11 protein-coding genes are annotated in these 13,915 nt (G+C 72.3%); 7 read left to right on the top strand and 4 right to left on the bottom strand.

Annotated features, from left to right (window positions below; all coding sequences use genetic code 11):
• Positions 1 to 186 precede the first annotated feature (186 nt).
• A complete protein-coding gene (locus A949_RS0108730; RefSeq protein ID WP_026004466.1) occupies positions 187 to 1,320 on the top strand; it encodes a rod shape-determining protein in 1,134 nt (377 codons plus the stop codon).
• A 62-nt stretch (positions 1,321 to 1,382) separates the two neighbouring features.
• Here the strand turns inward: A949_RS0108730 and A949_RS0108725 are convergent, their stop codons facing one another.
• Entirely contained in the window at positions 1,383 to 1,853 is a 471-nt protein-coding gene (locus tag A949_RS0108725) for a Crp/Fnr family transcriptional regulator (RefSeq protein WP_019355621.1), read from the bottom strand.
• A 115-nt stretch (positions 1,854 to 1,968) separates the two neighbouring features.
• Between A949_RS0108725 and A949_RS0108720 the strand changes: the two genes are divergently transcribed.
• On the top strand, positions 1,969 to 2,181 hold the full coding sequence (locus A949_RS0108720) for a DUF2277 domain-containing protein (RefSeq protein ID WP_019355620.1): 213 nt from the start codon (positions 1,969 to 1,971) through the stop codon (positions 2,179 to 2,181).
• 184 nt (positions 2,182 to 2,365) lie between these two features.
• On the opposite strand, the gene A949_RS0108715 is transcribed toward A949_RS0108720, so the two are convergent.
• The 3 genes from A949_RS0108715 to A949_RS0108705 all read right to left on the bottom strand — a co-directional run bounded on the left by A949_RS0108715 (position 2,366) and on the right by A949_RS0108705 (position 5,900).
• Complete coding sequence (locus A949_RS0108715; RefSeq protein WP_019355619.1) at positions 2,366 to 2,974, bottom strand: MarR family transcriptional regulator; 609 nt, start codon at positions 2,972 to 2,974, stop codon at positions 2,366 to 2,368.
• A 299-nt stretch (positions 2,975 to 3,273) separates the two neighbouring features.
• Positions 3,274 to 4,662, bottom strand: coding sequence for a carbohydrate-binding protein (locus A949_RS0108710; RefSeq protein ID WP_051019430.1), 1,389 nt, complete (start codon positions 4,660 to 4,662; stop codon positions 3,274 to 3,276).
• A gap of 266 nt (positions 4,663 to 4,928) precedes the next feature.
• Positions 4,929 to 5,900: a LysR family transcriptional regulator gene (locus A949_RS0108705; RefSeq protein WP_019355617.1), complete on the bottom strand. Its 972-nt coding sequence runs from the start codon at positions 5,898 to 5,900 to the stop codon at positions 4,929 to 4,931.
• 148 nt (positions 5,901 to 6,048) lie between these two features.
• Between A949_RS0108705 and A949_RS35490 the strand changes: the two genes are divergently transcribed.
• The 5 genes from A949_RS35490 to A949_RS0108680 all read left to right on the top strand — a co-directional run bounded on the left by A949_RS35490 (position 6,049) and on the right by A949_RS0108680 (position 13,914).
• Entirely contained in the window at positions 6,049 to 7,404 is a 1,356-nt protein-coding gene (locus A949_RS35490; RefSeq protein ID WP_019355616.1) for an ANTAR domain-containing protein, read from the top strand.
• 286 nt (positions 7,405 to 7,690) lie between these two features.
• Positions 7,691 to 8,149 (top strand): SseB family protein, encoded by a 459-nt coding sequence (locus A949_RS0108695; protein WP_019355615.1) that lies wholly within the window; start codon positions 7,691 to 7,693, stop codon positions 8,147 to 8,149.
• Positions 8,150 to 8,151: 2 nt separating this feature from the next.
• On the top strand, positions 8,152 to 8,724 hold the full coding sequence (locus A949_RS0108690) for a hypothetical protein (RefSeq protein ID WP_019355614.1): 573 nt from the start codon (positions 8,152 to 8,154) through the stop codon (positions 8,722 to 8,724).
• A gap of 70 nt (positions 8,725 to 8,794) precedes the next feature.
• Positions 8,795 to 13,189, top strand: a complete 4,395-nt coding sequence (locus tag A949_RS0108685; protein WP_019355613.1) for a DUF6531 domain-containing protein — start codon at positions 8,795 to 8,797, stop codon at positions 13,187 to 13,189.
• Positions 13,186 to 13,914 carry a barstar family protein gene (locus tag A949_RS0108680; RefSeq protein ID WP_019355612.1) on the top strand — a complete coding sequence of 243 codons (729 nt, stop codon included), beginning with the start codon at positions 13,186 to 13,188 and terminating at the stop codon, positions 13,912 to 13,914. The genes A949_RS0108685 and A949_RS0108680 overlap by 4 nt, the downstream gene beginning before the upstream one ends.
• Position 13,915 lies beyond the last annotated feature (1 nt).

The following is a 13,915-nucleotide window of genomic DNA, read 5'->3' as shown; positions in this document are numbered from 1 at the left end:
ACCGGGCCCGGGAAGCACCGGAGCGCATCCGGACGCGGGCCGCGGAACGGCCCGCGTCACCCCCGCGGACGCGCTCGGCGGGCGCGCCCCCGCGCAGGAGCACAGGCTGAGCCGTGGACCGTCCCTCGGCTCCGTCACGCGGCGGTCCACTGGTACACGCCAGCCTGCCGGAAGGACACGAGCGCCATGAGCTGCTCCAGCCTTGAGTCTCTGACCCGCTGCTCCGTCGCCGTCGACCTGGGGGCGGCCAGGACCCGTGTGTACGCGAAGGGTGCGGGGCTCATCGTCGACCAGCCGTCGGCCGTCGCGGTCAACACCTACTCCGGCAGCCTGATCGCGGTCGGCCAGGCCGCGGAACGGATGGCGGGGCGCACGCCGCAGCACATCGAGGTCATCCGGCCGATCGCCAACGGCCATGTGGTGGACATCGAGATGGCCCGGCGGATGGTGCGGACCCTCATCGGCGAGCAGCTGCCCCGCCTCAAGCGGCGCCGGACGATGCAGCGGGCCGTGGTCACCGTCCCGCACGACGCCGACCCGCTGACGCGCCGCGCAGCCGTCGAGACGCTCTCCGGGGTGGGGGCGCGCCACGTCGAGCTGGTGGAGGCCCCGATCGCCGCGGCGATCGGCTCCGGACTCCCCGTCGTCCACCCCGAAGGGGCGATGGTGTTGCTGTGCGGGACGACCAGCACCCAGATCGCGGTCGTCTCCCTGGGGGCCATCGTGGCGGCCGGCACGGTCGGCCTGGGCGGGGACACCATCCACCACTCCGTGGTGCAGTACCTGCGCAACCGGCACGAGCTGCTGCTGCCCAGCCAGGACGTCCGCCCGCTCCACCTGGCGCTGCTCGGCAGCGGCGGCGTCGGCACCGGCGTCTACACCGGGACCATCGAGGTACAGGGCCGGGACGTGGTCTCGGGCCTCGCCCGCACCGTCACCATCGACCCGGAAGAGGTGCGCGGTGCCATCCAGACCCCGCTCACCGGCCTCCTGGACACGATCCGGATCGTGCTGCACCGCTGCCCGCCCGACCTGGTGGCCGACCTCGCCGAGCACGGCATGGTGCTGGCGGGCGGCACCGCGCTGCTGCCGGGCCTCGCCGACCAGCTGCGGGAGCACACCGGAATGGCCGTGCAGGTGGCGGAGGAACCGGAGCTGTGCGCGGTCAACGGGCTCGCCGCGATGATGTCGGGCCGGATCACCCCGCACCCGACGGGCTGGGACTCCCCGGCGGCCGAGGGCGCAGCCGTCCCGGCGGGCGCGGGTGCGCTCGCCGGGGGCGCGGACGCGGTGCCGGTGCCGGGGCAGGACCTCGGCTGACCGCCGTCCGCGCCGACCGCCCCGGCCGGCGCGGCGAACGGGCGGCTGCGCGGCGCCGGAGTTCAGATCGGGTCGGCGGCGGCGTCGTGCGGCGCGTAGGGCCCGAACAGATCCACCAGCCGGGCCCGGCAGCGCTGCAGCCGGTCCGCCATCACCGCGGCCACCGACCTGGTCATCGCCAGGCCCAGCGCTTTGTCCTCGTCGCACAGCACCCGCACCGTGAGGGCGTCGAACTCCAGGGCGCGGACGGGGCTGTCCGCCTGGGCCGCGAGCGACCACACATACGGCTGGAACATCCAGGACCAGCCGAGCAGCTCCCCGTGCCGGACGTGGTCGATGGCCACGTCCCGGTGTCCCGGTATGTGCATGGCCAGCGTCGCCGAACCGGTGTGCAGTATCCAGAACCGGTCGGCTCTCGAACCCTCCTCGAAGATCCGTTCCCCGGCGTCGAAGTGCACTTCGTATCCCAGGGAGCGCACCCGCTCTCGCTGCTCGGGTGTCAGCTCGCCGAGCAGTCCCGTCGTGGTCTGCATGGCCCGCCCTCCCTTCCGGGAACGGAGCGACGTATTCCCACGTCACGGCCTTTTCACCGTACCTCTCCTCACTCGAACAGGCGAGCCGGGAGAGACGCGACGTACGGTCGGCAGTATGTGCAGAAGCATCCGGACCCTGCGTCCGCCCTACGCCGAGGCCGTCACCGAGCAGGACGTGCGCGCGGCCGCACTCCAGTACGTCCGCAAGGTGTCCGGATTCCGTGCCCCGGCAGCGCACAACCAGGCCGCATTCGACCAGGCCGTCGAGCGGATCACCGCCGCGACCGAGGACCTCCTGGAGAGCCTGGTGGTCAAGGGCTCCCGGTGAGCACCGGGCGCGTCCGCCCGGACACGCCGGACGCCGGGTGACCGCCGGACAGGCCGGACGCGGGCGAACGCGGACAGGCCGGACGCGGGTGACCGCCGGGCCCGGGCCGGCGGCGCCGGGGACCGACCGTGTGACCGCCGGGCGCGCGTGAACGCCGGACGCCGGAAGCGCGCCGCGGCGCCGTTCAGCGCCGGGAGCCCGCCTCCTCGCGGCTCTCCAGCAGCCGCAGCAGCTCGCCCAGCGTCCGGGCGAGCCCGTCGCGCTCCTCCTCGCCGAGCCCCGCCAGCAGCGACCGCTCGAACGCCACCTGCTCCGGCAGGATCCGGTCCACCAGCTCGCGCCCCCGCTCGGTCAGGGAGAGGTGCGCGACGCGGCGGTCCCGCGCGTCCGGGCGCCGCTCGACCAGACCCCGCTCCTCCAGGGTGCGGACCCGCTTGGTGACCGCCGTCCCCGAGGCGTAGGTCTCCCGCGCCAGCCGCCCCGGGGTCAGATCCCGGTCCTCACGGCGCAGGGCGCTGAGGATGTCGAACTCGGGACGCGAGAAGCCCTCCCGGGCCAGCGGCGCGTCGGACGACTGCCGCAGCAGCGCCGCGCACCGGGTGAGCCGGCCGATCACCCCGATCGGCTCGGTGTCCAGGTCGGGCAGCACCTGCCGCCACTGCCCCAGGACCCGCGCGACGACGTCCCCCTCGGCCGTCCAGCCGTTCTCCCCCGCCGCTCCCGCTCCGTCGGCTCTTCTCCCGTGGGCTCTTCCGCCGTCGGCTCTTTCGCCGGGTGCGCCTTCCGCCGGCACGCGCTGCCCCTCTCACCCGAACTCGTCTCTCCCGTACACCGCCCAATTCTGCCGCCGGGGGTGGGAGCAGCACGGGAGCGGGGTCCCGCCGGACGCGCGTGGCGCCCGGCGGGACCCCGGGGAGTGGCCGGCGGCCCTGCGGATCCCGCCGGTGACGGGGCCGCCGGCCGGCCACCGCGAGCAGGAGCCGGACGGGCTCGCGGTCGGGTTCGGACACGGCTCCGGGCCGGTTCGGGGCCGGCTCCGCAGCCGGCGCCGCCGTCAGACCCGGCTCGGCGTGGACGGCGCCGGCCGCGGCGTCAGGCGCGGCTCCACAGCGACGGCGCGTCCTGCGGGTTCCAGCCCGGCTGCGCGGTGTGGGCCTGGACGCAGCGGTAGGTCACTCCGTCGTAGGTGACCTGGTCGCCCACCCGGTACGCGGTGCCCGCCGCCCAGGTGCCCTGGTCGGGCGGGTCCGTCGGCCCACCACCGCCGCTGGTCACGAGAGTGAGGCCGTACGCCTGGAGCGCCGGGTTGACCGGATGGAAGAACGTGGTGCCGCCCGAGGTGCAGTCGCCGGAGCCGCCCGAGGTCATGCCCTGGGCCTGGCTGCCGGAGATGAACGAGCCGCCCGAGTCGCCCGGCTCCGCGCACACCGTGGTCCGCGTCACCCCCGAGACGGTGCCCTGCGGGTACGTGACGCTGGTGTTGCGCTGCTGGATGGTGCCGCAGTGCCAGCCGGTGGTCGAGCCGCTGCGGCACACCGACGAGCCCACCGGTGCCTCGGTGGAGCCGGCCACCGTCACATCGCCGCCGCCGTAGCCGTTGACCAGCGGGCGCGGCGTCCAGGAGGAGTTCGCCGCGACCCAGGCGTAGTCGCGGCCGGGGAACGTCGAGCCCTGGAAGCTGCCCTGGGGCTGCTGGTTGTACCCGGAGGTGGAGGTGCCCGGGGTACCGCAGTGGCCCGCCGTCACGAATCCGCCCTGACCGCCGCGGGTGACGGAGAATCCGATGGAGCACCGGCCGCTGCCATTCATGTAGTAGGCGTCGCCGCCGCGCAGGTCGGCCAGCGGGCGGGGCTCGGCGGTGGTGCGGCGCACCGTCACCGCGTCCCGGTCCACATCTGCCCGCTTCAGCAGCGCGTGCGCCGCCGAGGTGCTGCGGGCCTCCACGACGACATCGTTGCGGACGGTGTCGATGTACCAGACGGGGACGTCCTTCGGCGCGGAGCGGGCCGCCGCGCGGTCGAGGGCCTTCTGCACCCGGTCGAGCGCGCCGAGGTCCCGCGTGACGACCCGCGCGGTGGCGCCCGCCTCGGTGATGCGCGACCGCTCGGCCGCGTCCGTGGTCGCGACCGTCAGCCGCTCGGCCGTCCGGCCGCTGACGTGGGCCCCGACGAAACTGTCGCCGAGTGCGGTGCGCAGCGCCCGGGACGTGGCGGCCGCCGCTGCCTCGTTGCCGAGCCGGGTCTCGGCCTCGGACGCGGTGAGCCCGAGATCGCGGCTCATCGCCCGCACCAGGTCGGGGTCGGGGGCCGAGTGGGCGCCGGGGGCACGGGCCCCCTCGGCGGCAGCGGCGGAGGACGGCTCGCCCAGGCCGGCCAGCACCAGGCCCGCGACGGCCAGTACGGCGGCGCCGGCGGCGGCACCCTGCCGGCGCACGGCGCGTGCTCCGGGTGGGAGGTTTCCGGAACTCGTGGGTCTCGCCATGGAGTTCTCCTCTGTGGGGCGCTCCCGGCGGGGACGGGGAGCGGGTTGGCGAAACCGTAGACCGGACCACCATTGGTCCGGACCTCTCATCTGCCCCCCTGCCACGGTGTTATGGCGCCGCCGTGCTGGTGCGGGGTTCCGCAGTGCGGGGCGCCGCGATGCCGGGGTGGCGCGATGCCGGGAGCCGCGTCATGGTGCGGGCCTCCGCGCCGTGGTGCGGGCCTCCGTGCCGTGGCGGCGCGTCGGCCCTCGCCCGGCTCCGCGTGTCACGTGGCCGCCTGCCGCAGTCGGCGCCAGTGGGCGTAGCTGGGGCTGAGCGCGGCGGCGCCGGCGTGCACGGCGCGGGCGTGCGCCAGGACGCTCTCCGCGGTTTCGGCGGCCGGTGTGTCCGGATACCAGCCCAGGACATGCCGCCACATCAGCGGCGAGCCGAGCAGGGGGCGCGTCACCAGCCCGGGAGTCGGCGGAAACGTCGCCCGGCACAAGCCCACCGCCCGCCCCACCTGCACCAGGTGCACACAGGAGGCGGTGTCCGTCTCGTACACCGCCTCCGGGGTGAACCCCACCCGCGCGCAGGCCGCCGCGAAGCACTCGGCGAAACAACCGTCCCCCGGAACGTTGGTCCAGCACGCGTCCGCCAACTCTCCCAACGGCACCTCCTCGCAGGCCACGAGCGGATGCCCCTCGGGCAGCATCACGAACACCGGATCCACCGCCACCTCCCGCCACACCACCGCCGCACCGCTCCCGGCAGTCGGCGGACGGCTCGGCCCGCACACCCCCGTCAGCGCGTAGTCGATCCGCCCCTCGGCCAGCAGCCCCGCCAGCTCGCGGGTCGACCACGAGGTGTACGTCGTCACCGACGCCGCAGGGCGGGCCGAGGCCAGCCGGTCCACCAGGCCGCCCAGCAGCGGCCCGTGCGTCCCGCCCAGCCGGTAGCGGGCCCGCCGGTCCGCACCGGCCGCGCGCTTGCGGCTGAAGCTGCGCGCCTCCTCCTGGAGCTCCGCGACCGCGGGCACCAGCACCCGGGCCCGCTCCAGCACCAACTCCCCCAACTCGGTGGGCCGCACCCCATGCGGCCCCCGGACGAACAGCTCACCGCCCAGAGCCCGCTCCATCCGCTTGAGCTGTGCGCTCAGCGCCGGCTGCGCCAGCCCCAACCCGGTCGCGGCCCGCGTCAGGCTCCCTGCCTCGGCGATGGCCGAGACGACCTTGAGGTGTCGGAGTTCCAGGTCCATTCCCATACGGTGCGGCGCCCGCCGACCGCCGACAAGAGGGCGGCACCCGGCCTGTCCGGCCCGACGGGGGACCGCGCTCCCGCACCCTCCGAGAGGTGGGTACCGTTGTCACACTGCAAATGTTCCGGGGGAGAAAGAAGGACACCCTATGGGCGCGACGGGCGGCCCCGGCACCGCACGGGCAGAAGTCGTGCGGCTGCCGCACGGAGACGGCCTGTGGGCGGTGCGCGCGGAAGGCGGTGTGGCGGACGCCGACCACCCGGCACTCCGCGCAGCCGTGCGCCCCCCGGCCGGCTGCAGCGCCGTGGTGATCGACCTCGCCCTCGTCCCGCACGTCTCCCCGGCCGGCGTCCGCGCGCTGGCCGCCTGCGCGCGGACCCTCGCGGCCGACCGCCACGCACTCCTGCTGGCCGCCCCGGACGAACGGCTCCGCCGTGCACTCTCCGGGGAGGGGGGTCACGCCGCGGAAGGGGGTCACGCCGCGGAGGATGGTCACGCCGCGGAAGGGGGTCACGCCGCGGAGAGCGGTTCCGCCGCTGAGGGGGGCTCCTCCGCGGCAGGCCGCCCGATCGTGGTCCGCTCCGTCGCGGAGGCGGCCGCGGGCTGCGCCACGTCCGCCGCGCAGCCGTCCGCCGCGTCGCCCACGCCCGCCGCACCGTCCACGCCCGCCGCACAGCCGGCGGAGCCCTCCGCTCCGCCCGGCGAACTCCTCCGGCTGCGCAAGGAGATACGCCACCTGCGGGCCAAGGCCCGCACCCATCCGCTCGTCTCGCGCGCCCAGGGCATCCTGGAGGAGCGCTACCGGCTGCCGGACGACCGGGCGGCGTTCTCCCTGCTGGAAGCCGGCTCGCAACGGTTCAACGTACGGCTCCGGACCCTCGCGACCGCGGTCGTCACCACCCCGGGCCCACGCTCCTACGACAGCGTGTGGTTCCCGGCCCGGGAGCGGCGCACCCCGCCACGGCTGGCCTTCGCCCCGAGCCTGCGGACCGCTTCCGCGAACACCGCGGAGGTGCTCTCCGCGGTGCTGCGCCGCAGCATGGAGATCGTCGGCACGGACATGGGCAACGTGCAGCTCGTCGACCCGGTGACCGGCGACCTGCGGATCGAGAAGCACCGGGGTCTGGACGAGGACTTCGTGGAGTTCTTCGACCGCGTCGGCAAGGACGGCACCGCCTGCGCGCAGGCTTCGCAACACGTCGCCCGCGTCACCGTCACCGACGTGGCCACCGACCCCATGTTCGAGGAGCCCGCCCGGAAGGCGATCCTGGCCGCGGGCAGCCGCGGCTGCCACAGCACACCCCTGGTGAAGCAGCCCTCGGACCGGCCCGAGGGAGTGGTCTCCACCCACCACGAACGTCCGGTGCGGGCGCTCTCGGCCGCGGAGGCCCGGTCCCTGGACGAAGTGGGGGCACAGGCCGCGGCGTGGCTGGAGTGGTACCGGCACACCGTCGTCCTCGACGCCCTGGAGGACCTCCACTTCGCGGGCAGCACCTGGCGCTGACCCCTCCGGAGGTCCCGCCACCCCCACGGAGCACCCCTTGGTGGCGGCCCCGCCGTTGTGGTCGGGGCACGTGATTTTCGGCCACCCGCCGGTGCGGGATTGTCGTGTGGGGGGCGTGCCCCCCACCAACGGGGCGCTCCACGACGTCCGCGAGGGCACCGTCACGGCTCCGTCACAGCGGAAGGCCGGAGCCTTCTGAACTGCACCGGTGTCCGGGGGGTGTGCGAATATCGCCCCGTACGGTCCGGCCGGATGTGCGGCCGGGGCAAGGGGGGAAGGGGGACCCATGTCGTTGCGCGATCTCGTCCACGACACCGCCGTGGCGCGGATGTCCACGTCGGAGCGGCTGGACCGACTGCGCGCCGCACGTCTGTACTTCCAGCGTCCTGAGAATCCCGGTTTCCTGGTGGCCGAGACGGTGGACGGTCCGGTGGTACCGGTCTTCACCTCCTGGGAGCAACTGGCCCTGTTCGCCGGAGTGTGCGACTGGGCTTCCACCACGGCGGAGGACTTGGTGGAACTGCTGCCCGACGGCGTCCGGGCCCTGGTGGATCCGCTGGGCGAGCACCCCTTCCTGCTGGACGCGGACCGGCTGCCGCCGCCGGAGACGACCGGGCCCGACGTCGGCGAAGGGACCGCGGACGTCCGGACCACGGACCCGGCGGACGCGGCGGACGCGGCGGACGCCACGGACGCCACGGACGCGGCACCCGCGGACGCCGGGGCCACCGCCCGGAGGGGGTGAGCATGTCGGGGGACGAGAAGGGCGCGTACGACGGCCCCAAACCCGGTGACGGGTACGCGATCGAGATCGCGGGCGTCCGCAAGATCCTCAAGCCGCTGGAGGAGTCGGTCGTCGCGGCTCGGAAGATCAAGGACGACTGGAAGTCGATGGCGAGCGGGATCAACAACGCGGCCACCATCGAGATCGAGAAGCCCGCCAAGGAAGTCCTCTCCGAGTGGGGATTCGGGATGGGGCGGGTCGCCGAGCACACCGATGTGATCGTCGAGACGCTGCGGCAGGTCATCGCCGCCTACATGCTGGCCGATCTGCTGCGGGTCAAGGACTTCTCGCCGACCGAGGACAACATGGCCAAGCTGCCGTTCGGTGAGCACGGACTGCGGGCGTGGGAGAACGGGGACCGCGGGAAGTTCGATCCGCCTCCGGAGATCTACCAGGAGCCCTGGCTGGACGACGGCAAACCGGGCGGCGACGGCACGACCGTCACGGGTGATCTGCCCACCAACCCGCGCTATCGGGTCGCGGGCGAGGGCGGCGAAGGCTGGGTGGTCGACGGCGGACAGGGGCCCATCGCATGACCTGGCCCTGCCCGACGTACCGACCTCGGACACTCCCCGCGGGACGCGGTGGTGGAAAGGACCCCCTCGTATGACGCAGAAGGACGCCATGGAGGGCGGCACAGCCGAACGCCTGCCGCCGCACGCCGAGCCCGACGAGGTCATACCCGGCGATCCGGACAAGATCGATGATCTGGTCGTCAAGCTGCGTGCCTACGCGGGTGCGTTCAAGGACGGCTACGACAAGCTGACCGATCTGTCCCTGCTGCCGTGGACCGGCGCCGGCTCGCGCAGCTTCGAGGACGCGAGCAAGAGCCTGCCCAGGGAACTGGAGTCCGCCCGCAAATACTTCAAGTCGGCGGCCGGCGCACTGGACGCGTATGCGGACAAACTCCGCTCCGTCCACAAGCGGGTCAAACCGATCATCAAGGACGCGGACGAGATCCGGGCCGCCTCCAAAGCCCACTGGAAGAAGGTCAAGGCGTACAACGACGCCGTGGACCGGGGTGACGAGACCCTTCCGGAGCGACCGCCGGACGAGGATCCCATCACCGGACTGGACTCCTGCTACAGCCGGCTGGACAAGCTGGAGAAGGAGCTCCAGGGCGTCGTCGACGACTCCAAGAGCACGCTGGACAAGGCGGCGGAGAAGGCTCCCGATCCCCCGAAGGGCTGGAACCGCTTCAAGAAGGGTGCCAAGGACTTCTTCGGCGGTGCGGGCGACAGCGTCCACGGGATGTGGAAGCAGTTCGAGTACCTGACCGAGGACGGTCTGGACGGGGCCGGCCTCCAACTGGCGGGGATGGTCGACGGGGCGGCCTATGCGGCGCATCATCCCAAGGAGTTCGCCAAGGCGGTCGTCAACTGGGAGGAGTGGCAGCGCAACCCCTCCCGTGCGGCGGGGCAGCTCACCCCGGATCTGCTCCTGGCGCTCGCCTCCGGCGGCGGGGGCGCGCTGCGCAAGGGCGGCTCGGCGGCCAAGAACGCCGCCCAGCGGCTGGCCGGCCGGGAGCGGGCACTGCGGCGGGACGGCAGTGCGCGGGACCGGGCGGACGGGCCGGACCAGAGCGACGTGGGCAGCGGCGAGAAGAAGGGGCTCAACGAGCCTGTCGACGCGGCGACAGGTGAGATGTTCACCTCTGCCACGGATGTCGCTCTGCCCGGGGATCTGCCGTTGTTGCTGGAGCGGCATTACGTGTCGGGGCATCCGTGCGGGGGCTGGTTCGGGCCGACCTGGGCGGGGACGCTGGATCAGCGGGTGGAGCTGGACGAGCGGGGGATCGTCTTCGTCGCGGACGACGGGATGGTGCTCAGCTATCCGGTGCCCGAGGCGGACGTGCCGGCGCTGCCGGTCAGCGGGCCCCGGTGGCCGCTGTGCTGGGACGGCAAACCGGACGGCACTATGACGATCACCGCACCCGAACGCAACCGCACCCTGCACTTCGCCCCGCTGCCCGCCGGCGGACGCGAACTGGCACTGCGCGCGATCAGCGACCGGGCCGGCAACCGCATCGACATCGCCTACGACCAGACCGGCGCACCGCAGCGGGTGACCCACTCGGGCGGCTACCGGATCGCGGTGGACACCGATCCGGACCTGATGCGGATCACCGCACTGCGCATGCTGCACGGCCCCGACCAGGAGCGCAGCACCCTCCTGGTCTCCTACCGCTACGACCCGGCCGGGGACCTCGCCGAGATCCTCAACTCCACCGGGCAGCCGCTGCGCTATCGCTACGACGAGGCCCACCGCATCACCTCGTGGACGGACCGCAACGGCACGGCCTTCGGCTACGTCTACGACCACCGCGGCCGCGTGCTGCGCACCATCGGCCCCGACGGCACCTTCTCGGGCCGCTTCCACTACGACCAGGCGGCCCGCACCACCCGCTACACCGACTCCCAGGGCCACCAGTCCCTCTACGTCCACAACGAGGCCCACCGCATCGTCGCCGAGACCGACACCCTCGGCCACACCACCCGCACCGAATGGGACGCGGACAACCGCCACCCGGTGGCCGTCACCGACCCGCTGGGCCGCACCACCCGCTACACCTACGACGAGGCGGGCAACCTCACCCGCATCCAGCGCCCCGACGGCAGCACCACCACCGCCCTCTACGACGACGACTGCCTCCCGCTGGAGATCCGCGACCCCAACGACGGCCTGTGGCGGCACACCTGGGACGACCTGGGCAACCGCACCTCCACCACCGACCCGGCCGGCACCACCACCCGCTACACCTACAACCAGGCCGGACACCTCACCTCCGTCACCGACCCCCTCGGCCACACCACCACGGTCACCCCCAACCCGGCCGGCCTCCCCATCGCCCTCACCGACCCCCTCGGCAACACCACCCACATCCACCGCGGCCCCCACGGCCGCATCACCACCCTCACCGACCCACTGGGCCACACCACCCGCCACGGCTGGACCATCGAAGGCAAACCCGCCTGGCGGGAGTACGCCGACGGTGCCTGGGAGGAGTGGAAGTGGGACTGCGAGGGCAACCTCGTCTCCCACACCGACACCGCGGGCCACACCACGGAGTACACCCACACCCACTTCGACCTGCCCGTCACCCGCACCGACCCGGACGGGGCGCGGTATGCGTTCTCCTACGACACCGAACTGCGCCTGGTGGAGGTCACCAATCCGCAGGGCAGGTCGTGGCGCTACGAGTACGACCCGGCCGGCCGGCTGGTCGCCGAGACCGACTTCAACAACGCACGCCAGACCTACGAACTGGACGCCGCAGGCGACCTCCTCGCCCGCACGAACGCCATGGGCGAGCGGCTCACCTACACCCTCGACCCCCTCGGCCGCCCCGTCGAACAGCACGACGAGACCAGCGGCGAGGTGACCACATACGCGTACGACCCGGCAGGCGCCCTCGTCCACACCGCCAACGCGGCGGCGGAGGTGACGCTGGAGCGGGACGCAGTGGGCCGGCTGCTGGCCGAGACGGTCAACGGACGCAGAACGTCCTACACCTACGACGCGGCGGGCCGCCGCATCAGCCGCACGACGCCCGCCGGACACACTTCCACCTGGACGTACGACGCGGCGGACCGCCCGACATCGCTGTTGACGGACGGCGGCACGCTCACCTTCACATATGACGCCGCGAGCCGTGAGACGCACCGTGAACTGGCAGAGGGCATCACACTGCACCAGGGCTGGGACGCCACCGACCACCTCACCCGCCAGACAGTGCAGACGGCGCACGGCGACATCCTCCAGCACCGCGCCTACACCTACCGCCCCGACGGCTACGTCACCGAAATCCGCGAACTGACCGCCGGGACACGCCGCTTCGAGCTCGACCCCCTGGGCCGCATAACGGGTGTCCACGCCCACGGCTGGACCGAGAAGTACGCCTACGACACAGCCGGCAACCAGTCCCACGCCCAAGCCCCGGCCCACCCCGCATCCGGCGCACGCGAACACGACGGCACCCTCATCCGCCGAGCCGGCCGCACCAGCTTTGAACACGACGCAGCCGGCCGCCTCACCCGCAAAACCCGCAAACTCCTCAACGGCCAGACCCGCACCTGGACCTACACCTGGAACACCCACGAACGCCTCATATCCGCGACCAACCCCAGCGGCGAGACCTGGCACTACACCTACGACCCACTCGGCCGCCGCGCCACGAAAACCGGACCCGAAGGACGCTCCACCACCTTCGCCTGGGACGGCACCCGCACAGCGGAGCAGACCACCGAGAACGGCACGACCACCACCTGGGACTACGCCCCCGACACCCATCGCCCCGTGGCCCAGACCACCCGCGACCCACTCGTCAGAACCCCGCAGTTCCACGCGGTCATCACCGACACCGTCGGCACCCCCACCGAACTCCTCGCCTCCGACGGCACCCTCGCCTGGCAATCCCGCACCACCCTCTGGGGCACCCCACTCCCCTCCCCCGCCGCAACAGTGGACTGTCCCCTCCGCTTCCCCGGCCAATACTCCGACCACGAAACCGGCCTCAACTACAACTACTTCCGCTACTACGACCCCGAAACAGCCCGCTACCTCACACCCGACCCACTCGGCCTCGAACCCTCGCCGAGCCCGCAGACCTATGTGCGAAACCCTTGCGCGTGGGAGGATCCGCTCGGCCTGGCGGGCTGCCCGAAGGACAAGCCCAAGCTGAGTGACCCCAACCCCATACGCAACAAGAAGCTCCGCCACGTCTATGAGGAGGTTCTGGCCGGAAGAGGAACGCAACGGCCAGGCGACGCCCCGGACGGCCTCGACTACTACAATGCGGATAAGCTGTCCCCCAAGGAAAAGGCCAAGTGGAAGGGCGCGGCGATATACGACGTGGAGGGCACACCGCACCGGGTTCTGAAGCGCAAGGATGGGTTGATCGGCTTCATCTGGAATCACGATTACAAGAAGCCGAGACTGTTTCCGGCTCCTTGGTACAAAGATGGTGGAGACGTCCCAAAACTTCCGAAGGAGCAGCGTTGACTGCGGAGTACGCCGCATACCTCCTCTATTCGGCGGACTCGGAACGCGACTTGTACGCTGTCGAAGAACTGCAAGGGTTCTTTGAGAGCGAGGAGTACGCGACTTTTCGAGCCCCACGTGCCCGGCGCCTGGCCGAGCCGCCAGTTCAGGTGCATCACGATGCGCTGGAGCTTCGCGTGCTGGGAAAGAACGGGTTGCCTGTCGCTGCTTATACGGTAGGGAGCGCGGAAATCTCCGAGGAGCACGAACGCGGCAATGTGGTCGATCTCCGCGTCTCGGGATACTTGTGGGACACCCCCTGCCCTGGGACAGACGCGGTGTGGTCCGCCTGGCGTACGTCGAGCGGTGATGAGCGCAACATCTGGGCAGGACTTCCGGAGGAGGGACGTGAGGCATGGCTCGACGCAGCCCGACTACGCGCTGTCTGGCGATTCCCGATCCCTCCGCCCCCCTCTCCCTCTGACTCGTTCCGCCTGGACGGAAGCCATGTCACGGACCATTCGGGGCTCTACTGTGCGCTGGGGGAGGCGTTGAACGGGCCTGGCGGCTACTACGGCTCGACTCTGGACGCCCTCAAGGACTGCTTGCGTGGCAACTTCGGCCCGGTGGCTCCGTTCACACTCGTGTGGCACGACTCCGCTACGGCCCGCACTCATATCCCCGAGTACATGGACGAGGTTGTCCGCACCCTGCGTTCGGCGGGCGTGACGACACTGCTGACCTGAA

The organism is Streptomyces sp. AA1529, from assembly GCF_000280905.1.
Taxonomy (GTDB): Bacteria; Actinomycetota; Actinomycetes; order Streptomycetales; family Streptomycetaceae; genus Streptomyces.
This window is presented reverse-complemented; position numbering and strand designations above follow the sequence as displayed.